The organism is Nonomuraea sp. NPDC003560 (genome assembly GCF_042878785.1).
GTDB lineage: Bacteria > Actinomycetota > Actinomycetes > Streptosporangiales > Streptosporangiaceae > Nonomuraea.
On sequence record NZ_JBIAOF010000012.1, the window covers coordinates 239,798 to 259,617 of the forward strand.

General features: G+C 70.8%; 24 protein-coding genes. 19 read left to right on the forward strand and 5 right to left on the reverse strand.

Annotated features, from left to right (window positions below; all coding sequences use genetic code 11):
• Positions 1-28 precede the first annotated feature (28 nt).
• From ACFYUV_RS38810 to hemL, 4 genes are all read left to right on the forward strand, one after another.
• Positions 29-1,534, forward strand: coding sequence for a bifunctional uroporphyrinogen-III C-methyltransferase/uroporphyrinogen-III synthase (locus ACFYUV_RS38810; RefSeq protein ID WP_352322533.1), 1,506 nt, complete (start codon positions 29-31; stop codon positions 1,532-1,534).
• Positions 1,531-2,514 carry a porphobilinogen synthase gene (hemB, locus tag ACFYUV_RS38815; protein ID WP_387678043.1) on the forward strand — a complete coding sequence of 328 codons (984 nt, stop codon included), beginning with the start codon at positions 1,531-1,533 and terminating at the stop codon, positions 2,512-2,514. Before ACFYUV_RS38810 ends, hemB begins: the two co-directional genes overlap by 4 nt.
• A 128-nt stretch (positions 2,515-2,642) precedes the next feature.
• A complete protein-coding gene (locus tag ACFYUV_RS38820; protein WP_352357287.1) occupies positions 2,643-3,272 on the forward strand; it encodes a bifunctional DNA primase/polymerase in 630 nt (209 codons plus the stop codon).
• A gap of 48 nt (positions 3,273-3,320) precedes the next feature.
• Entirely contained in the window at positions 3,321-4,610 is a 1,290-nt protein-coding gene (gene hemL / locus ACFYUV_RS38825) for a glutamate-1-semialdehyde 2,1-aminomutase (RefSeq protein WP_364327333.1), read from the forward strand.
• On the opposite strand, the gene ACFYUV_RS38830 is transcribed toward hemL, so the two are convergent.
• A complete protein-coding gene (locus ACFYUV_RS38830) occupies positions 4,552-5,451 on the reverse strand; it encodes an EamA family transporter (protein WP_387678046.1) in 900 nt (299 codons plus the stop codon). The two genes, hemL and ACFYUV_RS38830, sit on opposite strands and share 59 nt — an antisense overlap.
• 183 nt (positions 5,452-5,634) lie before the next feature.
• Between ACFYUV_RS38830 and ACFYUV_RS38835 the strand changes: the two genes are divergently transcribed.
• A complete protein-coding gene (locus ACFYUV_RS38835) occupies positions 5,635-6,555 on the forward strand; it encodes a LysR family transcriptional regulator (RefSeq protein WP_352357281.1) in 921 nt (306 codons plus the stop codon).
• 43 nt (positions 6,556-6,598) lie between these two features.
• Here ACFYUV_RS38835 and ACFYUV_RS38840 read toward each other — a convergent pair whose 3' ends face one another.
• Complete coding sequence (locus ACFYUV_RS38840; protein WP_352357279.1) at positions 6,599-7,459, reverse strand: DMT family transporter; 861 nt, start codon at positions 7,457-7,459, stop codon at positions 6,599-6,601.
• A 241-nt stretch (positions 7,460-7,700) separates the two neighbouring features.
• Here ACFYUV_RS38840 and ACFYUV_RS38845 point away from each other — a divergent pair, with 241 nt between their 5' ends.
• The 5 genes from ACFYUV_RS38845 (at position 7,701) to ccsA (ending at position 12,200) form a co-directional block, all read left to right on the forward strand.
• Positions 7,701-8,339 carry a histidine phosphatase family protein gene (locus tag ACFYUV_RS38845; RefSeq protein ID WP_358290273.1) on the forward strand — a complete coding sequence of 213 codons (639 nt, stop codon included), beginning with the start codon at positions 7,701-7,703 and terminating at the stop codon, positions 8,337-8,339.
• A 71-nt stretch (positions 8,340-8,410) separates the two neighbouring features.
• The gene (locus tag ACFYUV_RS38850; protein ID WP_357966320.1) at positions 8,411-8,974 is read left to right on the forward strand and encodes a TlpA disulfide reductase family protein; all 564 of its coding nucleotides are present in this window, start codon (positions 8,411-8,413) and stop codon (positions 8,972-8,974) included.
• Positions 8,967-9,689: a cytochrome c biogenesis CcdA family protein gene (locus tag ACFYUV_RS38855; RefSeq protein WP_387678051.1), complete on the forward strand. Its 723-nt coding sequence runs from the start codon at positions 8,967-8,969 to the stop codon at positions 9,687-9,689. The genes ACFYUV_RS38850 and ACFYUV_RS38855 overlap by 8 nt, the downstream gene beginning before the upstream one ends.
• Positions 9,689-11,251: a cytochrome c biogenesis protein ResB gene (locus ACFYUV_RS38860; protein ID WP_387678053.1), complete on the forward strand. Its 1,563-nt coding sequence runs from the start codon at positions 9,689-9,691 to the stop codon at positions 11,249-11,251. Before ACFYUV_RS38855 ends, ACFYUV_RS38860 begins: the two co-directional genes overlap by 1 nt.
• Positions 11,241-12,200 (forward strand): cytochrome c biogenesis protein CcsA, encoded by a 960-nt coding sequence (gene ccsA / locus ACFYUV_RS38865; RefSeq protein ID WP_387678056.1) that lies wholly within the window; start codon positions 11,241-11,243, stop codon positions 12,198-12,200. Before ACFYUV_RS38860 ends, ccsA begins: the two co-directional genes overlap by 11 nt.
• On the opposite strand, the gene ACFYUV_RS38870 is transcribed toward ccsA, so the two are convergent.
• Positions 12,197-12,484 carry a PLDc N-terminal domain-containing protein gene (locus ACFYUV_RS38870; RefSeq protein WP_352322521.1) on the reverse strand — a complete coding sequence of 96 codons (288 nt, stop codon included), beginning with the start codon at positions 12,482-12,484 and terminating at the stop codon, positions 12,197-12,199. The genes ccsA and ACFYUV_RS38870 overlap by 4 nt on opposite strands.
• 123 nt (positions 12,485-12,607) lie before the next feature.
• Between ACFYUV_RS38870 and ACFYUV_RS38875 the strand changes: the two genes are divergently transcribed.
• Together ACFYUV_RS38875 and ACFYUV_RS38880 are read left to right on the forward strand one after the other, a co-directional pair.
• On the forward strand, positions 12,608-13,585 hold the full coding sequence (locus ACFYUV_RS38875) for a hypothetical protein (RefSeq protein ID WP_387678058.1): 978 nt from the start codon (positions 12,608-12,610) through the stop codon (positions 13,583-13,585).
• 10 nt (positions 13,586-13,595) lie between these two features.
• Positions 13,596-13,838: a hypothetical protein gene (locus ACFYUV_RS38880; protein ID WP_357966334.1), complete on the forward strand. Its 243-nt coding sequence runs from the start codon at positions 13,596-13,598 to the stop codon at positions 13,836-13,838.
• A 165-nt stretch (positions 13,839-14,003) separates the two neighbouring features.
• On the opposite strand, the gene ACFYUV_RS38885 is transcribed toward ACFYUV_RS38880, so the two are convergent.
• Complete coding sequence (locus ACFYUV_RS38885; protein ID WP_026214226.1) at positions 14,004-14,225, reverse strand: BldC family transcriptional regulator; 222 nt, start codon at positions 14,223-14,225, stop codon at positions 14,004-14,006.
• A 257-nt stretch (positions 14,226-14,482) separates the two neighbouring features.
• On the opposite strand from ACFYUV_RS38885, the gene ACFYUV_RS38890 reads away from it, so the two are divergent.
• Entirely contained in the window at positions 14,483-14,701 is a 219-nt protein-coding gene (locus tag ACFYUV_RS38890) for a DUF4229 domain-containing protein (protein WP_352357263.1), read from the forward strand.
• Here the strand turns inward: ACFYUV_RS38890 and ACFYUV_RS38895 are convergent.
• Complete coding sequence (locus ACFYUV_RS38895) at positions 14,698-15,903, reverse strand: hypothetical protein (protein WP_387678062.1); 1,206 nt, start codon at positions 15,901-15,903, stop codon at positions 14,698-14,700. The two genes, ACFYUV_RS38890 and ACFYUV_RS38895, sit on opposite strands and share 4 nt — an antisense overlap.
• 150 nt (positions 15,904-16,053) lie before the next feature.
• On the opposite strand from ACFYUV_RS38895, the gene ACFYUV_RS38900 reads away from it, so the two are divergent.
• The 6 genes from ACFYUV_RS38900 (at position 16,054) to ACFYUV_RS38925 (ending at position 19,814) form a co-directional block, all read left to right on the forward strand.
• Complete coding sequence (locus ACFYUV_RS38900; protein ID WP_364327303.1) at positions 16,054-16,770, forward strand: demethylmenaquinone methyltransferase; 717 nt, start codon at positions 16,054-16,056, stop codon at positions 16,768-16,770.
• A gap of 162 nt (positions 16,771-16,932) precedes the next feature.
• Positions 16,933-17,103: a hypothetical protein gene (locus ACFYUV_RS38905; protein WP_387678065.1), complete on the forward strand. Its 171-nt coding sequence runs from the start codon at positions 16,933-16,935 to the stop codon at positions 17,101-17,103.
• Between the two features lie 98 nt (positions 17,104-17,201).
• The gene (locus ACFYUV_RS38910) at positions 17,202-17,363 is read left to right on the forward strand and encodes a hypothetical protein (RefSeq protein WP_387678068.1); all 162 of its coding nucleotides are present in this window, start codon (positions 17,202-17,204) and stop codon (positions 17,361-17,363) included.
• A 183-nt stretch (positions 17,364-17,546) separates the two neighbouring features.
• Positions 17,547-18,800: a geranylgeranyl reductase family protein gene (locus ACFYUV_RS38915; RefSeq protein ID WP_352322514.1), complete on the forward strand. Its 1,254-nt coding sequence runs from the start codon at positions 17,547-17,549 to the stop codon at positions 18,798-18,800.
• A gap of 64 nt (positions 18,801-18,864) precedes the next feature.
• The gene (locus ACFYUV_RS38920; RefSeq protein ID WP_352322513.1) at positions 18,865-19,260 is read left to right on the forward strand and encodes an NADH-quinone oxidoreductase subunit A; all 396 of its coding nucleotides are present in this window, start codon (positions 18,865-18,867) and stop codon (positions 19,258-19,260) included.
• Positions 19,261-19,262: 2 nt separating this feature from the next.
• The gene (locus ACFYUV_RS38925) at positions 19,263-19,814 is read left to right on the forward strand and encodes an NADH-quinone oxidoreductase subunit B family protein (RefSeq protein ID WP_352322512.1); all 552 of its coding nucleotides are present in this window, start codon (positions 19,263-19,265) and stop codon (positions 19,812-19,814) included.
• The last annotated feature ends 6 nt before the right edge of the window (positions 19,815-19,820 follow it).

Genomic DNA, 19,820 nt, shown 5'->3' on the forward strand with positions numbered 1-19,820 from the left:
TAGTCCAACCTCCGGTTTCGTCGCCTTCGTGGGGGCGGGTCCCGGTGACCCCAACCTGCTGACGCTCCGCGCCGCCGAACTTCTCGGCAAGGCGGACGCCGTCGTGCTCGACGACGAGCAGTCCGGCCCGCTGCTCAAGCACTGCCGCGAGGGCGTCGAGGTCGCCGAGGGCGACTACGTCCAGCGGGCCAAGGCCGGGCAGCTCGTGGTGCGCCTGTGCGCGGGCGACCCCATGTTGTTCTCCTCGATCGACGACGAGGTCGCGGCCTGCGTGGCGGCGGAGGTGGACTTCGAGATCGTGCCCGGCGTGCCGCCCGCGACCGCGGTGCTCACCTACGCCGGCATCCCGGCGGCCACGGCCGTGCCCGAGTTCCGCGTCGTCGACGCCGCTCAGGAGCAGGACTGGTCGTCCCACGCCGCCACCCGCGGCACGCTGGTGATCTACAACGGCATCGCCGAGGCCGTCGCCATCGGCAAGGCGCTGATCGCCGGAGGCAAGCCCGACACCACGCCGGTCGCCGTCAGCAGCGGCGGCACCACCACCGAGCAGTACACCGTCGTGTCCTCGCTCGGCCGGTTGCAGGCCGACCTGAAGCACGCCGGGTTCACCGAGCCCGCGCTGATCGTGGTCGGCGAGGCCGTGGGGCAGCGCGAGCGGCTGTCGTGGTTCGAGACCAAGCCGCTGTTCGGCTGGCGGGTGCTGGTGCCGCGCACGAAGGAGCAGTCCCGCAGCCTGTCCGAGCAGCTCGTGGCCTACGGCGCGGTGCCCGAGGAGGTGCCGACCATCTCGGTCGAGCCGCCGCGCACGCCGCAGCAGATGGACCGCGCCATCAAGGGCCTGGTCACCGGCCGCTACGAGTGGGTGGCCTTCACCAGCGCCAACGCCGTCAAGGCGGTGCGCGAGAAGTTCGAGGAGTACGGGCTCGACGCGCGGGCCTTCGCCGGGCTCAAGGTGGCCGCCGTGGGCGAGGCCACCTCGCGGGCCCTGGTCGAGTTCGGCGTCAAGCCCGACCTGCTGCCCTCGGGGGAGCAGTCCTCCGAAGGGCTCGTGGCCGAGTGGCCGCCCTACGACTCGATGCTCGACCCGATCAACCGGGTGCTGCTGCCCCGGGCCGACATCTCGACCGACACGCTGGTGGCCGGGCTCACCGAGCTGGGCTGGGAGTGCGACGACGTGACGGCGTACCGGACGGTGCGCGCCGCGCCGCCGCCCGCGCCCATCCGCGAGGCGATCAAGGGCGGCGGCTTCGACGCCGTGCTGTTCACCTCGTCCTCCACCGTGCGCAACCTGGTCGGCATCGCGGGCAAGCCGCACAACGTCACCGTGATCGCGGTGATCGGGCCGCAGACGGCCAAGACGGCCGAGGAGTTCGGGCTCCGGGTCGACGTCATGTCCGACAAGCCATCCGCATCAGCCCTGGCCGCAGCGCTGGCCGAGTTCGGTGCCAAGCAGCGCCAGGCGGCCGTGGCCGCGGGTGACAGCCCGCGCAGGCCGTCCCAGAACCGCCGTGGCGCCAGGAGGAGAGCCAAGTGAGCGCCCAGTACCCCGTCGCACGTCCCCGGCGCCTGCGTCGCAGCCAGGCGCTGCGCCGGATGGTGTCGGGCACGCGGCTGCACGCCGCGGACCTGATCCTGCCGCTGTTCGTCAAGGAGGGCATCGACGCGCCGCAGCCGGTGTCGTCCATGCCGGGCGTGTTCCAGCACACCCGCGACTCGCTGCGCAAGGCCGCGCACGACGCGGCCGAGGCGGGCGTGGGCGGCCTGATCCTGTTCGGCATCCCCGCGGTCAAGGACGCGACCGGGTCGGCGGCCGACGATCCCGACGGCATCCTCCAGGTCGCGCTGCGCGAGGTGAGCGCCGAGGTCGGCGACGCCCTCGTAGTCATGGCCGACACCTGCCTCGACGAGTTCACCGACCACGGCCACTGCGGGATCCTGACCCCGTCCGGCGAGGTGGACAACGACGCCACGCTGGAGCGTTACGCCTCCATCGCGCTGGCCCAGGCCGCCGCCGGCTCCCAGATGATCGCGCCGAGCGGCATGATGGACGGCCAGGTCGGCGCCATCCGCGCCGCGCTCGACGGGGCCGGCCACGCCGACGTCCCGATCCTGTCCTACTCCGTCAAGTACGCCTCCGCCTTCTTCGGCCCGTTCCGCGAGGCCGCCGAGTGCGCGCCGCAGTTCGGCGACCGCAGCACCCACCAGCAGGACCCGGCCGGGCCGCTGGAGGAGGCGCTGCGCGAGGTCAGGCTCGACCTGGCGGAGGGCGCCGACGCCGTCATGGTCAAGCCGGCGCTGGCCTACCTCGACGTCATCACCCGGGTGCGCGACGCGGTCGACGTGCCGGTGGCGGCCTACCAGGTGAGCGGCGAGTACGCGATGGTCGAGGCGGCGGCGGCCAACGGCTGGATCGACCGCGACCGGACGATCATGGAGTCGCTGGTCGCCATCAAGCGCGCCGGCGCCGACATGATCCTCACGTACTGGGCGACGGAAGTGGCGCGACAGCTCTAACCAAGGGGTTTCCCGTCAACTCCTGAGGCGTGTGCGTTAGAGTGCGATGACAAGTGCTGGTGTGTCCCGCGGTGTGCGAACGGCCCGGAGCCGGGACCTCCTCAGGCGCTGACTCGACGGGAGACACCATGGTGGGGGTACCACTGGCTCGGCGTACCAGAAAACGGTCGCGGCCGACACGCATCGATTCCGTGCTGGAGTACGCGTCCCTGGGCTGGCCCGTGGTGCCGGGAGCCTTCCCGCTGCGGCACGGCCCGCGCGCGTGTTCGTGCGACCGCGTCGGCTGTCCCGACCCCGGCGCCCATCCGCTCTCGCCCGCCTGGCACATGCAGGCCACGACGGACACGACGCTGCTGACCCGCTGGTGGGAGAGCGAGCCGGAGGCCAACGTGATCCTGCCCACCGGGCGCGTGTTCGACGTGTTCGACGTACCGCTCGCCGCCGGCCTGTCGGCCCTCACCAGGATCGACGCCGCCGGAGCCCACCCAGGCCCGGTCGCCGCTCAAGGCGACCGGGTCTTGTTTTATGTGGCCACCCGTGGCAACCCCGAGGACGAGGACGAGTGGTGGTCCTGCCAGCTCGACTGCGACCCGGCCACCATCGACGACACGCCGGGCCTGCGCTGGCACTGCCGCGACAGCTACGTGCTCGCGCCGCCCTCCATGCTGCCCTCGGGCCAGCCGGTCTCCTGGCTCCGGCCCCCGGACGGCCGTCCGCTGCCCGACCCGCTGCGCATCCTGGAATGGCTCGCCGACTGAGCACGCCCCGCGGCGGGGGCACGGACCTGCGGGACTAACCTGGGTCGGGTGAGCCGTACACAGAACTCCGAAGGTCTTTTCACCCGCGCCAGGGAAGTGGTGCCCGGCGGCGTCAACTCGCCGGTGCGCGCGTTCGGCGCGGTGGGCGGCACGCCGCGTTTCATGGCCTCGGGCCAGGGGCCGTATATCACCGACGTCGACGGCAACCGCTACGTCGACCTGGTCTGCTCCTGGGGCCCGATGATCCTCGGCCACCGGCATCCCGCGGTCGTCGAGGCCGTCTCCGGCGCGGTCGCGCACGGCTTCTCCTACGGCACCGCCACGCCGGGCGAGGTCGAGCTGGCCGAGGAGATCGTCTCCCGGATGGCGCCGGTCGAGAAGGTGCGCCTGGTCAGCTCCGGCACCGAGGCGACGATGAGCGCGGTGCGCCTGGCGCGCGGCTTCACCGGGCGGTCCAAGGTGATCAAGTTCGCCGGTTGCTACCACGGGCACGTCGACGCCCTGCTGGCCTCGGCCGGGTCGGGAGTGGTGACGTTCGGGCTGCCGGACACGCCCGGGGTGACCGGGGCATCGGCGGCCGACACGATCGTGCTGCCGTACAACGACATCCAGGCGGTGGCGGAGGCGTTCGCGGCCGCCGAGGTGGCCTGCGTGATCACCGAGGCGTGCCCGGCGAACATGGGGGTCGTCCCGCCGCGCGACGGGTTCAACGCCCGGCTGCGCGAGCTGTGCACGGCCAACGGCGCGCTGCTCATCGTGGACGAGGTGCTGACCGGCTTCCGCGTCTCGTCCGCCGGCTGGTACGGCCTCGACCCGGTCGACGCCGACCTGATGACGTTCGGCAAGGTCATGGGCGGGGGTCTGCCCGCGGCGGCGTTCGGCGGCCGGGCCGACGTGATGGCCTTCCTGGCTCCGGAGGGCCCGGTCTACCAGGCGGGCACGCTGTCCGGCAATCCGCTGGCGTGCGCCGCGGGCCTGGCGACCCTGCGCGCCCTCGACGCCGACGCCTACGCGCGCATCGACGCCGCCGCGCTCGCGGTGGGCGACGCGGCGGCCGAGGCGCTGGCGAAGGCGGGCGTGCCCCACCGGTTGCAGCGTGCCGGCAGTCTGTTCTCGATCTTCTTCGCCGAGGGCGAGGTGCGCGACTTCGACCAGGCCAAGGCGCAGAACACGGCGGCCTTCACCGCGTTCTTCCACGCGATGCTCGACCAGGGCGTCTACCTGCCGCCGTCGGCGTACGAGGCGTGGTTCCTGTCGGCCTCGCACGACGACGAGGCGCTCAACCGGATCGCCGAGGCCCTGCCGGCAGCGGCGAAGGCGGCCGCGGCGGTTCTGTAGCCCGGCGCGGCCTGGTGCCGGCGTACAGCACGCCGGCGACGATGAGGGCCGCGGCCAGGAGCTCGGTCCAGGACAGGGGCTCGCCGGCCACCAGCGCGGCCGACGACATGCCGAACACCGGCACCAGCAGCGTGTACGGCGCCACGGTCGAGGCGTCGTACCGGCGCAGCAGCCAGCCCCACACGCCGAACCCGCCGAGCGTCGAGACGAAGGCCACGTAGGCCAGCGACAACCAGCCCTCGGCGGGGGCCGTCAGCACGGGCGGCCCCTCGACCAGCAGCGACAGCAGCAGGAGGGGCGGCGCGGAGAACGCGCTCACCCACACCATGAACCGCAGCGAGTCCGGCGGCGCGGCCCTGCGCTGCACCACGTTGCCGAGCCCCCAGGCCGCGGCGGCGGCCACGCACAGGGCGAAGGCGCCCAGCGGGCCGGACACCCCGAAGTCGAACGCGACCAGGGCCAGGCCGCCGAAGGCGACCGCCAGGCCGAGGACGCGGCGGGCGGTGAGCCGCTCGCCGAGCAGCGTCACCGCGAACAGCACGGTGAACAACGCCTGCATCTGCAGGACGAGAGAGGTCAGTCCGGCCGGCATGCCCGCTCGCATGCCCACCAGCAACAGGCCGAACTGACCCACTCCGAGAGTGGCCGCCACCCCGGCGACCCAGCGCCACGGGACTCCCGGCCGCCCCGCGAGCAGCAGGGCGGGGAACGCCGCCAGGGTGAACCTGATCCCCGCGTACAGCAGGGGAGGGAAGTGCTTCAGGCCGACCTGCATGACGACGAAGTTGAAGCCCCACACGGCCGCGAGGCCGACGGCGAGGGCGAGGTGGCGGGGGCTCACGCAGAGCGGGTCTTCTGGTACCTGTTGCGCTGCTCGCGAGCCTGCTCGGCGAGGACCTTCAGGTACGAGGTGGAACGGGTCTCGGGCTTCCTGCTCTTAATGATTCGCATGCATATATTTTCATCTGCTTCAGATACAAGGACAAGCGAGACTTTCTACGCTAAACCCTTTAGTCTGGCTTACATGTTGGACCTGAACCGGCTCAAGGCACTTCACGCCGTGCACGTGTACGGGTCGGTCGGCGCCGCGGCCGACGCGCTCATGGTCACGCCGTCGGCCGTCAGCCAGCAGATCGCCAAGCTGGAGCGGGAGACGGGCGCCCGGCTCATGGAGCGCAGCGGCCGGGGCGTCCGGCTGACCGACGCCGCCGGACTGCTCGCCGAGCACGCCGAGCGCATCCTGGCCCTGGTCGAGACCGCGGAGGCGGACTTCGAGGCGCTGCGCGGCGAGGTCGTCGGCCGGCTCAGCATCGCCGCCTTCGCCACCGCGACCCGCGGCCTGATGCCCGGCGCGCTCGTCCAGCTCAAGAGGCACCACCCCGACCTGCACGTGCAGCTCTACGAGCGCGAGCCGGAACGGGTGCTGCGCGAGGTGGCCAGGGGCGAGCTGGACCTGGGCGTGATGCAGGACTGGCTCAACCGGCCCATCGCCATGCCCGAGGGCCTGTCCAGGGCCACGCTGCTCGACGACGTGGCCGACGTCGCCATCCCCGCCGACCATCCGCTGGCCGGGCGCAGGGAGGTGGGGCTGGCCGAGCTGCACGGCGAGCGGTGGATCAGCTCGTCGCCCGGCACGGTCTGCCATGACTGGCTGGTCTTCACGCTGCGCAACGCCTCGCTGGAGCCGGAGATCGCCTGCATGGCCGACGAGTACCCCACCCAGCTCGCGCTGGTCGCCGCCGGGCTCGGCTGCGCGATCGTGCCGCGCCTGGGCCGTGACTGCGTGCCCGACGGCGTGCGGCTGGTCCCGATCATGCCGCGGCAGACGCGCCGCATCTACGCGGTGTGGCGCACCGACGCGGCCCGCCGTCCCGCGATCAGGGCCACGGTCGAGGCCCTGATCGGCGTCAGCCGCGAGCAGGAGAACGCCTGGGCGGTCAGCTGAGCACCCGGCAGCGCACCCGGCAGCGCACCCGGCCGGGCCGCGCTCAGCTGAGCGCGATCGCCACCACGCCGCCGAGGATCACGCCCGCCGCCAGCAGCCGCCGCCGCAGGTCGCCCTCGGCCAGCAGCCGCCCGCCGAGCAGCACCGCGATCAGCACGCTCACCTCGCGCGCCGGCGCCACCACGCTCACCGGCGCCATCGTGAACGCGATCAGGACCAGCAGGTACGACAGGAAGATCAGGAACGCCGCCCCCACGATCCGCGACCGGTGCTCCCGCCACACGGCCCCGACCAGCCGCCGCCTGGCCCCGGCGACGAACGGCGTGAGCGCCAGCGCCCGCCCGACCTCCCCCAGGTAGTTGAGCATGATCGGCGCCACCGCGAACGCGCTGACCACCTGCGAGTCCCACACCGTGTACCCGGCGATGAACAGCCCCACGACCAGCCCCGACACCAGCCCCCGCAGGTCGCCCCGCCCGGCCGCGCCGCCGCTCATCATGAACACCCCGACCCCGACGAGCACGATCCCGGCCACGCCGGCCGGCGCCGGGTGCTCGTCCAGGAACAACACGGCGACCAGGCTGGCCAGCATCGGCCCCGTCCCGCGGGCGACGGGGTAGACCAGCGACAGGTCGCCCGCGCCGTAGCCGCGCTGGAGCAGCACGAAGTACCCCAGGTGCAGGGCCGTGCTGCCGCAGATCACCGCCAGGTCGCCCCACGACAGCCGGGCGCCCGTGACCAGCAGGAACCCGGCGAACAGCGGGCTCCACACCACCGTGGCCACGACCCCGACCAGCCAGAGGAAGACGATGCCGTCCGCCTGGGACGCCTTCTTGCTCAGCAGGTTCCAGGTGGCGTGCGCGACGGCGGCGACGAGAATGAGGACCAGCGCCCAAGGGCTCATCCGGGCGACTCCTTCCAGGGGTGACGGAGAGGAGCCTCCAGGCTTTTGTCCCGTCAGCTGTACGGCCCGGCGGGCCGCGGCGCCGCTCGGACCTGTCTTCCGGCCCTGGTTGTGTGACGGGGGAGGCGGACCGGACGCGGAACCCTAGGCGCAGTCGTCCCGACCATACCTCCGCGCGAAATGCCGGACCAGGCAGCCCCTGACTATGACCGGCATCGAAACGGATAGGCTGTGGCACACCATGGCTGAAACCACCGTCGTCCACCTTTTGCGCCACGGTGAGGTGCACAATCCCGGCGGCATCCTGTACGGCAGGCTGCCCGGCTACCACCTGTCCGACACCGGCAGGCTCATGGCCGAGACGGTCGCCAAGGCCGTCGGCGGCCGCGACATCGTCGCCGTCCACAGCTCGCCGCTCGAACGCGCGCTGGAGACCGCGGCCCCGCTCGCCGACAAGCTCGGCCTCGACGTGACCAAGGACGACCGCCTGCTCGAAGCGGCGAACATGCTGCAGGGCCGTCCGGTCGGCCAGGGCCTGGCCATCCTTCGCAACCCGCGCAACTACCGCTATTTCTGGAACCCGCTGCGCCCGTCGTGGGGCGAGGCGTACCCGGCGATCGTGGCGCGCATGAAGGCGGCCGTCGACGACGCCAGGGCGGCCGCGCGCGGGCACGAGGCCGTGCTGGTCAGCCACCAGCTCCCGATCTGGACGATCAGGATGGCCGCCGAGGGCCGCCGGCTCTGGCACGACCCGCGCCGCAGGCAGTGCGCGCTGGCCAGCCTCACCACCTTCACCTTCGAGGGCGACCGCCTGGTCAGCGTCGGCTACAGCGAGCCGGCCGGGTCGCTGAGTTCGGGGCCGTCGATACCAGGGGCCTGATGTCGGGGCCATGTCTGCCCGCCGGTAGAGTTGCAAGCTCTACCGGTTGTAGTACAAGGAGATCATCCTCCGTGCGCGCGACGTCCATCTCCCTCGTTCTCCTGGCCGCGCTGGCCGCGGGCTGCGCGGCAAACCAGAGCGGGCAGCCCCAGGTGGGCGACACCCGGTTCGTCGCGGGCGACGGCAAGATGCAGGTCTTCGACGCCGCCGACCGCAAGGCGGCCCCGCCGGTCGAGGGCCCCACGCTCGACGGCGGCACGGCCTCGCTGGCCGCCCACAAGGGCAAGGTCGTGGTGATCAACTTCTGGGCCTCGTGGTGCGGCCCGTGCCGGGCCGAGGCGCCGGTGCTCAAGGAGGTCGCCGCCAAGACCAAGGGCGACGTGCAGTTCATCGGCATCGACTTCAAGGACCGCCAGGCCGACGCCCTCGCCTTCGAGCGCACCGAGCAGACCGGCTACTCCCACATCTTCGACCAGCCCGGCAAGGTCGCGCTGTCCTTCCAGGGCACCGTGCCGCCCGCGGCGATCCCGTCCACGCTGGTCATCGACAAGCAGGGCCGCATCGCGGCCAGGGCGCTCGGGGCGGTCAAGTACACCGACCTGATGAACACGGTGACCAAGGTGCGCGATGAGTGACGTCGTCGCCTCGGGCTCGCTGCTGCTCGCGGTGCCGATCGCGCTGCTGGCCGGGGTGGTGTCGTTCCTGTCGCCGTGCGTGCTGCCGCTGGTGCCGGGTTATCTGTCGTACGTGACGGGCATGAGCGCCGACCCCAAGCGGGGGCGGCTGGTGCTCGGCACGGTGCTGTTCGTGGCCGGGTTCGCGCTGGTGTTCGTGCTCAGCGGCGCGCTGTTCGGCGGGCTCGGCTCGATCATGCTGGGCAACGCCCAGGTCATCACGCGGGTGCTCGGCGTCCTGACGATCCTGCTCGGGCTGGCCTTCCTCGGCGTGCTGCCCGGCCTGATGCGCGACGTGCGCATCCACAAGCTGCCGGCCGCGGGCCTGGCCGGCGCGCCGCTGCTCGGCGTGGTGTTCGGCCTCGGCTGGACGCCGTGCATCGGCCCCACGCTGGCCGTCGTGCTCACCCTCGGGCTCAACGAGGGCAGCGCCTCGCGCGGCGCGCTGCTGGCCGTGGCCTACGCGCTGGGCCTCGGGCTGCCGTTCGTGGCCGCCGCCCTGGCCTACAGCAAGGCCCTGCGCACGTTCCAGGCCGTGCGCAGGCACACCCGGCTGATCACCAGGATCGGCGGAGGCATGATGGTGGCCGTCGGGCTGCTGCTCGTCACCGGACTGTGGGGTGCGATGATCGCGGCCATGCAGGGGCTCGTCGGCGCGTTCGAGCCGGTGATCTGATGAGCGTCGACGAGCTGGTGCGCGAGGAGCGCGAGCCGCGGCAGGCCGGGATGGGGCCGGTCGGCTGGCTCCGGTGGGGCTGGCGCACCCTCACCTCGATGAAGACCGCGCTGATCCTGCTCTTCCTGCTGGCGCTCGGCTCGATCCCGGGCTCGCTGGTGCCCCAGCGCAGCGTCGAACCCGACAAGGTGGCCCAGCTCTACCAGCAGAACCCCACCCTGGCCGAGTGGTACGACCGCTTCCAGCTCTTCGAGGTGTTCACCTCGGTCTGGTTCGCCGCCGTCTACCTGCTGCTGTTCACCTCGCTCGTCGGCTGCATCATCCCGCGCACCGCCACCTACCTGCGCGAGCTGCGCCGCAAGCCGCCCGCCGCGCCCAAGAACCTGTCCCGGCTGCCCCACTCCGACTCCTTCGAGGGCGACCTCACGGTGGAGGAGGCCGCCGGGCGCCTGCGCAAGATGCGCTTCCGCGTCGTCACCGGCGACGGCTGGGTGGCCGCCGAGAAGGGCTACCTGCGCGAGACCGGCAACCTGTTCTTCCACGTCGCGCTGATCGGCATCCTGCTCGCCGTCGGCTTCGGCTCCCTGTACGGCTACCGCGGCAACGTCCTGGTCGTCGAGGGCGACGGCTTCGCCAACACCGTGGCCGCCTACGACAGGTTCATCCCCGGCAGCCGGGTCTCGGCCGAGTCGCTCCAGCCGTTCTCGTTCGAGCTGACCGACTTCAAGGCCACCTACCAGGTCGAGGGCGACAAGAAGGGCCAGGAGCTCGACTACTCCGCCTACCTGAAGGTGCACGACGAGCCCGGCGCGCCCGCCCGCGACTACGAGCTCAAGGTCAACGACCCGCTGGAGGTCGACGGGACGCAGACGTACCTGATCGGCCACGGCTACGCGCCCGTCTTCAAGGTCACCGACGGCAAGGGCCAGGTCGCCTACGAAGGGCCCGTGGCCTGCCTGATCGACCAGAAGGCCACGCTGACCTCGTCGTGCGTCGTCAAGGCGCCCGACGCGCAGCCGTCCCAGCTGGGGTTCCTGCTGCGTTTCCTGCCCACCAGCGTGCCGCTGACCGACGGCAACTACGCCTCGGCCTTCCCCGGCGAGCTCCAGCCGCAGGTGCAGCTCCTCGGCGGTTACGTGGGCGACCTCGGCATGCGGTCGGGCAAGCCGCAGTCGGTCTACAAGATCCTGCCGGACGAGCTCGACGGCAAGGTCGTGCCCGTCGTGCGCGGATCGTTCGCGACCAAGCCGCTGTCGGTGGGGGAGTCCGCCGAGCTGCCCGGCGGGGCGGGGAAGCTGGAGTTCACCGGCGTCAAGGAGTGGATCACGCTCCAGACCGCCTACGACCCCGGGCGCGTGCCCGCGCTGATCGCCGCGGCCGTCGCGGTGGTCGCCATCGCGCTGTCGTTGATGATCCGCCGCCGGCGCGTCTGGGTGCGGGTCAGGGAAGGGCGGGTCGACGTGGGCGGCCTGACCCGTACCGAGGGCTCCGCGGCGGGCTTCGCCGAGGAGTTCGCCGAGATCGTCAAGGCTCTATCAGCAGGAGAACAGCATGTCCGCTGAGCAATTGGCCGGGCTGAGCGACAACTTCGTCGTCGGCGCCGTCCTGCTCTACATCATCGCCATGGTGGGCTTCGCGATGGAGCTGGCCTTCGGAAGGGCCGTCCTGGGCAAGGCGGCCGTGAAGCGGGCCGCCCGGCAGCCCGTCACGGTCGGCGCACCCTCCGAAGGCGACGCCGGGCCCGAGGCCGAGGCGCCCCCCGCCGATCCGCTGCCTGTCCTGGCGGGCGGGGCCAGGGCCGGGCGGGTCGCGCTCGTGCTGGCCTGGATCGGGTGGGCCGCCAACCTCGGCGCCATCATCACCCGCGGCCTGGCGGTCGGCCGGTGGCCGTGGGGCAACATGTACGAGTTCGTGGTGGCCATCTGCTTCGCCGCCGTGACCGCGTTCCTGTTCACCCAGGTCCGCCAGAACGTGCGGTTCCTGGGCGCGTTCGTCATGATCGCCGCCACGCTCGGGCTCGGGTTCGCGGTCAAGGTGCTCTACACGGCGGCCGGGCCCGTGGTGCCGGCGCTGAACTCGTACTGGATCGCGATCCACGTCACCGCGGCGATCCTGGCCAGCGGGCTGTTCACGCTGGCCGGCGTGTCGGGCGTGCTGTTCCTGGTGCGCGGCGAGGGGCTGTCTCGCCTGCCCAGCCGCGACGACCTGGAGCGGGTGGCCCACCGCGCGATCGTGCTGGCCTTCCCGCTGTGGACGTTCGCCGTCATCGCCGGAGCGCTCTGGGCCGACCGCGCCTGGGGCCGCTACTGGGGCTGGGACCCCAAGGAGGTCTGGTCGTTCATCACCTGGGTGGCGTACGCGGCCTACCTGCACGCCAGGGTGACGGCCGGCTGGCGGGGCAGGGCCGCCATGATCGTGCAGCTGCTGGCGTTCGGGTGCCTGATCTTCAACCTGGTCGGCGTCAACATCTTCATCTCCGGCCTGCACAGCTACGCCGACGTCAGCGGTTAGTCCTCGCCGCGCATCCGCCGGTCGAGATCTCTCAGGAAGTCGGGGTCGTCGTCCGGGCCCTTCGGCGCGCCCGGGCCCGGCGGCACCGGCCACGGGTCGCGCTCGGCCCTGGGCCGCCCGCGCAGCATCCAGATCACGCCGCCGAGCAGCGGGACCAGCACGACGATGAGGACCCACAGCGCCTTTGGTACGTTCCTGACCTCTTCCTCGGGTGCGGTGATGACGTCGAAGAGCGAGAAGAGCCAGAAGGCCAGCAACGCCAGGCCGATCAGAACACCTGCCATGCCCGAACTGTAAGCCATCCGCGACGTGATCGTGTCGGACGATGTCCCGTTTCGGATGACTCGGGAAGATCGGCGTCGTACCGTGGAACCCGGTTCGCCATGGACGCGGCGTGAAGGGGTGCGATGGCCTTTTCTCACGACAAGGGCCGACATCGGCGCGGCCGTTGGTGGCGCCGCGGGTCGTACCTGTTCTCGCGGCGTGACGAGGCTCCTCCGGACGCGGACCGTTCCTTCTGGTCCCGGCGGAAGGAGAGCCGCCCGGAGGCCCCGAGAGAGCAGCTCAAGGGCGCCGAGCGGCGCAGGGAGCAGCAGCCGGAGCGGTTCGCCCGTCCCGGCGGCCCCCAGCGGCGCGAGGTCACCTGGGACGGCCTCTCGCTGCGCGAGCGCGCGCCACGCCTGCCCGCCGCCGTCGCCGAACGCCCCCGCTACACCTGGTACGACTTCGAGCTCGACGACACGCCGCCCAGGGCCCAGCCCAACAGGCCGGAGGCCCCCTCCATCGGCGACGGACTGCGCCACTGCGGCAAGCTGGAGAAGATCCTCCACCGCCAGTGGGACGCCCGGCACGGCCCGCCCTCCAAGGACGCCGTCCGCGCGGTGGAGAGCCTGGCCCGGTTGCCCGACCGGCTGAAGGAGCTGCTGGCCGCCGGGCTCGAAGGCATCTACGTCGGGCCCGGCGGCGTCCCCGACCTCGACGACATGGGCTACTTACGCGGCGCGCCGCTCCCGTCCGGCCGGGCCACCTGGGACATCTGCGCCGGCGCGTACGGCGACCGCAAGATCGTGGTGGGCGACCGCCCCTCACCCACGCCGGACGTGATGATGCACGAGGTCGGCCACGCCATCGACGACCTGGACTCGTTCCACGGCGAATGGGTGTCGGACTCGCCGGAGTTCGTCCGGCTCTACGAGAACGCCTTCCCCAAGCTGGCCTCGACCTTCCACCGGCAGGGCAACGGCCTGGGCCGCAAGGAGTTCTTCGCCGACGCCTTCGCCGCCATCGCCGCCCGCCAGCGCCCGGCCCTGGTCGACATGCTCGGCGGCGACACACGGATGGCGCTCGACGTCATGCTCTTCTTCAACCGGCGCTACGGAATCTAGGTGATCAGCCATGTACGTCATCCGGCTCGCTGACGGGACCCTGCGCGTGCCGCAGAGCCTGACCAGCGAAGACGGGCGTCTGATCGGCAACGCGTACGTGGACGTGCAGCCCGGCGATCCCGACTACGACAAGTGGCTGCCCGAGTCGCTGACCGAGGAGGAGGCGGCCGAGCGCCGCAGTCGCTGGGAAGAGGAGAACGACGACCTCGAACGCGAGTTCCTGGCCTTCAAGGCCAGCCAGGAGGACGCCTGAGAAGGACCGGCGCCAGCCACGGTCGGCGGTTGGCGCCGCCCCGTGCCTGCCGTCGGGAAGTGTGGCCCGCAGGCACGCTCGACCACGGCCTCACGACGTGAGGCGGATTGAGGTCCCGCCAGCGGTGATCCTGGCGGATCTCAGGATCACCGACTAGACGGAACGTCAGACGCGCGGGGACTCACCTGCTGGCCTGTCGGCCGTGAGAACGTCCTCGCCTCGAAGAAGGGCGTGCACTTCCGACTCGCGGAAGCGCCGGTGCCCTCCGGGGGTGCGGATACTGCTGATGCGGCCTGCCGCAGCCCAGCGCGTAACCGTCTTTGGGTCTACCCGGAAGAGGGCGGCAACCTCTCCTGGGGTCAGCAGACGCTCGCTGCTACTCTCCACCAATCTCTCCCCCTCGCATCCCGCTTCCTGCCAGCGGGCGGACAGGTAACCAGTGTGTCGAGCGAAGCCTGATTTATCCGTGGTTTTCGACAAAGATCACGGGTTGTTATCAGCTGACTGCCCGATTGTTATATGATAGAGCCTCTTTGGGGCTCTCGTGGGTGTTTCTTTACGAAACACCCTTACTGGGCACAGTAGCAGCGCTCGCGTCCGATGCGAAGAGCGACCGCTACGCAGGGACGAGTAACCTCGAACCCGTGCATCCCGTTCTCGTTTACACCGCGTCGCGGATCGGCCTGTTTGTCGTGACCCTGGGTGTTCTGTACCTCGTAGGCCTGCAAAACCCGCTGTTCCTGCTCGCAGCCGCTTTCGTGATCAGCGGCATTGCCAGCTACGTGCTGCTGTCGAGGCAGCGTGACGCCGTCAGCGCACGCCTCAGCGGCCGGATCGACCGGCCGGAGCCGCAGGACGACTAGGGCAGGGGGAACATGCCAATCCGGGCATGGTACTCCCGTCCGAGTCGCGTTGTGTCACTACCGACTAGTAGCCCGGTCTTGTGCGCCAGAAATGCCTTCACGCCGATGCCCCGCTCCCGGCCGGGATTCCAGGCGAGCGCCTTTCCCGTACGCGGATGAATGGCGCCGATGCCCTCGCGGGGCACCGCTCCGGGGCCGGCCGAGTCGCGGCCCTGCGGGTTGTCCAGCCAGCGCTGGTGGCCGCCGACATACACGGCTGAGCCGGTGACCGCCACCGCGTAGAGCGAGTCGCCGCCGGTGGCGTTGGTCCAGGTCGGCCTGACGTCCGGGCCTGCGGCGTACGTCTCGAACCGGGCGGCCGTGTCGCACATGCGGCCCTTCGGGCCCCCGGTCGTGACCACCACGAAGGAGCGGCCGTCGGGGGCGAAGTCCAGGCCGCGCACGTAGGAGGGGAACGCCTCCGCGCAGCGCTGGGCGTAGACCTCGGTGCGCCAGTCGGCGACCCTGGCCACCGGCCCGCTGACGTCGATCAGCCCGAGCTGCGGCCGGGACCGCCCGCCGAGCGTGGTGAACGAGCCGTCGACCGCCAGCCGGCCGCCCGACAGGGCGAGGGCCTGGACCTTCACCCTGGGCGTGAGCGGCTCGCCCGGCGTGACGGCGAAGCCGGGGTCGGCCACGCCCGTCGCGGCGTCGAGCCCGGCCAGGGCGACGCGCGGCCGGACGAAGTCGCCGCCGACGTAGAGCCTGGAGCCGTTCCTGACCACGGTGGTGACCATGCCCCCGTCGATCCGGGGCATGAAGCCGTCGACGAGCTGCCCGTCGGCGACGTTGATCCGGGCGAGCGCGCGGGCGCCGACGTTGTTGACGCCGGGGAAGGCGCCGCCCACGTAGACCGTGCCGTGGTCGCCGGCGGCCAGCCCGTAGACCGGCCCGGCGACGGACGGCGCGAAGCCGCGCAGGATGCGGCCGGTCGCCAGGTCGTAGGCGAACAGGTTGGCCCGGCGCAGCGTGTACGTGCGCCCGGCGTCGCTGACCTCGCTGAACGAGCCGCCGACGACGACGGTGCCACCGACCAGCGCGATGGCGTTGACGATGCCGTCGAGGACGTGGGGGGTGTTGTCGACCGGGTCGGCCGAGACCACGCGGGAGTGCGCGACGGGGGCCGAGGCGATGATCGCCGCAAGGGCGACACGGGCAAGCATTCACCAACAACTAGCAGACGTTCAGTAGCGGTGCCGCTACTTTGCGTCAATTGCCGCAAGGGCCGGGCTCGCCGGCGGCCCGGTGGTGGCTGGTCAAAGGCCGTAACGCCCGGCGAATACCGCACGGGCCGCCTGAGTACTCTTGTCCGCATGACGCGCGCTCAGTTGGACAAGCAGCCGGACGAGGTCGCCGCGATGTTCGATCGCACCGCCCGGCGCTACGACCTGGTCAACGACGTGGCCTCGCTGTGGCAGGTCAGGCTCTGGCGCAAGGCCGTCGCCGCCGCCGTCGACGCGGGGCCCGGCGAGGTCGTGCTCGACCTGGGGGCCGGCACCGGCACCTCCACCGACAGCTTCACCGGTCTCGGCGCCCGCGCGGTGGCCTCCGACTTCTCCCTCGGCATGTTGCGCACGGGCGTGCAGCGGCACGGCGGCAACGCGCTGAGCGGGCCCGGCATCCCGTTCGTGGCCGGCGACGCGATGCGGCTGCCGTTCGCCGACGACGTCTTCGACGCGGTGACGATCTCGGTGGCGCTGCGCAACGTGCACGACACCTCGCAGGCGCTGCGCGAGATGCTCCGCGTGACCAGGCCGGGCGGCCGGCTGGTGATCCTTGAGTTCTCGCACGTCACGTTCGGGCCGTTCGACCTGGTCTACCGCGAATACCTGATGAGGGCCCTGCCCAAGGTCGCCAAGGTGTTCGGCTCCAACGACGACTCCTATGACTACCTGGCCGAGTCCATCAGGGACTGGCCCGACCAGCGGGCGCTGGCCCGGACGATCGGCGACGCCGGCTGGGAGCGGGTCGCCTGGCGCAACCTGACGATGGGCATCGTCGCCGTCCACCGGGCGTTCAAGCCCGCCTGAGCCGCGCGGGCGGCCATGGCGGGAGTTCCTGGAATCGTTTTCCGCCTTTCCGCCCGTCTCGGCTTTGATGTGTCGGAGGGAAGCCCCGTGCAATTCCCGCTGAGATGACGACAGGGCCTCTTTCCGGGACGAAACCAGGGGCGAGGATTGCCATCGCGCTTTGTGGGCATATCTCTCGATTTCTCGGAAGGAGCCCCGCCGGCTGCTGACGGAGGAGCCGCGCTGCGCTGCTCGACCGCGCTCGACGAGGCCGTGCCGCGCCGGCGCTTCGGCACCGCCATGGACGAGGAGGAATCGCGCGAATTCATCGCGTCGTCGGCAGATCAATCGTAACGACATGGTTATCGCGGCGCGTCTTGCAGGTCCGGCCGATCTTCTGTTGGCTACCGTCATTGGTCCAGACCAATGAGACTCGGGAGGTAGTCCGTCCGATGAGCGGCCCCACTGTCTCGCCGGGCGGACGGCGCAGGATCAGTCTCAGCGCGGTCGCCGGCGAGTGCGTCGAGTTCGCCCGGAGCACGACCGGCGACGTGCTGTCGCGTGACTCGAAAGACCTCTCGGGCGGAGTGCGCAACGCCGAGTTCGAAGTCTGACGTTCCCGTGCCCGGCCCTTCGTTGACGACGGAGGGCCTTCTTGTGTCCAGGATCCGTACCCCGACTGCCACTATGTACAGGAAAAGCAGTAGACTGCGGGCCGACAAGTTTGTGAAGGGGTTCACAAAGGAACGAAGGCGCAAGACCCCGAGGCCTTCGAGCGTGTAGGACAGGACAGTCCAGTGACCGTGCCACCAGCCATACAGGCTGACGCCGACGTCATCGTCGTCGGCGCCGGTCCCGCCGGTTCCGCAACCGCCTTTTACCTCGCTCAGGCCGGTCTCGACGTGCTGCTCCTGGAGAAGACCAGGTTCCCCCGCGAGAAGGTCTGCGGCGACGGCCTGACGCCACGTGCCGTCAAGCAGTTGCTCAACATGGGCGTCGACATCGACGCGCCCGGCTGGATCAGGAACAAGGGCCTGCGCGTCGTCGGCGGCGGCCTCCGCTTCGAGCTCGACTGGCCGCAGTTGGAGCGCTTCCCCGACTTCGGCCTGGTCCGCACCCGCAAGGACTTCGACCAGATCGTCGCGGCCAACGCGGTCAAGAACGGCGTGCGCCTCATGGAGGGCGTCACCGTGACCGGGCCGGTGCTCGACGACCGCAGCGGGCACATCGTCGGCGTGCGCACCAAGGACGGCGCGACGTACCGCAGCCGGGTGGTCGTGGCGGCCGACGGCAACAGCACCCGCCTGGCGATCGGCATGGGCCTGCACAAGCGGGAGGACCGGCCCATGGGCGTGGCCGTCCGCACCTACTTCGAGAGCCCCCGCCACGACGACGACTACCTGGAGACCTGGCTGGAGCTGTGGGACGGCGACACCCTGCTGCCCGGCTACGGCTGGGTGTTCGGGGTCGGCGACGGCACCGCCAACGTCGGGCTCGGGCTGCTCAACACCAGCGCCCAGTTCGGCAACATCGACTACCGCGACCTGTTGAAGCGCTGGTGCAGGGCCATGCCGGCCGACTGGGGCTTCACCGAGGAGAACATGACGGCCCCCATCCGCGGCGCCGCTCTCCCGATGGCCTTCAACAGGCAGCCGCACTACACCCGGGGTCTTATCCTCGTGGGTGACTCCGGCGGGTCCATCAACCCGTTCAACGGCGAGGGCATCGCCTACGCCATGGAGACCGGCGAGATCGCCGCCGAGATCATCGCGAAGGCACTCAAGGACACCACTCCCGCACAGCGCGAGCGGATCCTGAGGACCTACCCCCAGGTGATGAAGGACGCCTACGGCGGCTACTTCACACTAGGGAGGTTGTTCGTCGAGGCGATTGGGAAGCCGGGTGTGATGAGCTTCGGGACCAGGCACGGCCTGCCACACCCGAGGCTGATGCGCTTCGCGCTCAAGCTCCTTGGTAATCTCACCGACCGGCGAGGCGATGCGTCCGACATGATCATCAACGCTCTCTCGAAGGTCGCCCCACCAGCATGATTCCCACGACAGACACATCAAGCTGCGCGCCCGCGCGCGCGGCGACTCCAGAGGAGGCGTAGCGATGGACCTTTACGTGCCCATCCTGGTGCTCGCCGTTCTCGCGGGGGGCTTCGCGATCTTCTCGGTCGCCATCGCTCCCTTCACCGGACCCAAGCGCTGGAACCGCGCCAAGCTTGACGCCTATGAATGCGGCATCGAGCCGACGCCCCAGCCGGTCGGTGGCGGACGGTTCCCGCTCAAATACATGATCACCGCGATGCTCTTCATCGTGTTCGACATCGAGATCATCTTCCTCTACCCGTGGGCGGTCTCCTTCGCGCCGCTGAAGAACGACGCGGGCACCACCATCGCGTCCGGCCTCGGGCTGTTCGCGCTGGTCGAGATGCTGCTGTTCATCGTCACCGTGCTCGTCGCATACGCGTACGTGTGGCGCCGCAAGGGTCTGGACTGGGACTGAAAATGGGACTTGAAGAGAAACTCCCCAGCGGGTTCATCCTCAGCACGGTCGAAGCCGCCGCAGGATGGGCGCGGAAGAGCTCGGTGTGGCCGGCCACGTTCGGCCTCGCGTGTTGCGCCATCGAGCTGATGGCCACCGGTGGCCCCCACTACGACCTGGCGCGCTTCGGCATGGAGCGCGCTTCGGCGTCTCCCCGCCAGGCCGACCTCATGATCGTCGCCGGGCGCGTGTCGCAGAAGATGGCGCCCGTCCTGCGGCAGATCTACGACCAGATGGCCGAGCCCAAGTGGGTCATCGCCATGGGCGTGTGCGCCTCCAGCGGCGGCATGTTCAACAACTACGCCATCGTGCAGGGCGTCGACCACGTCGTGCCGGTCGACATCTACCTGCCCGGCTGCCCGCCGCGGCCCGAGATGCTGATCGACGCGATCGTGAAGCTGCACGACAAGATCCAGAACATGAAGTTCGGCGCCCACCGCGCCAAGCAGATCGAGGACCTCGAACTGCGGGCGCTGCGCACGCTGCCGCTGATCGACCAGGGGGCCGGAAAGTGACCTCGC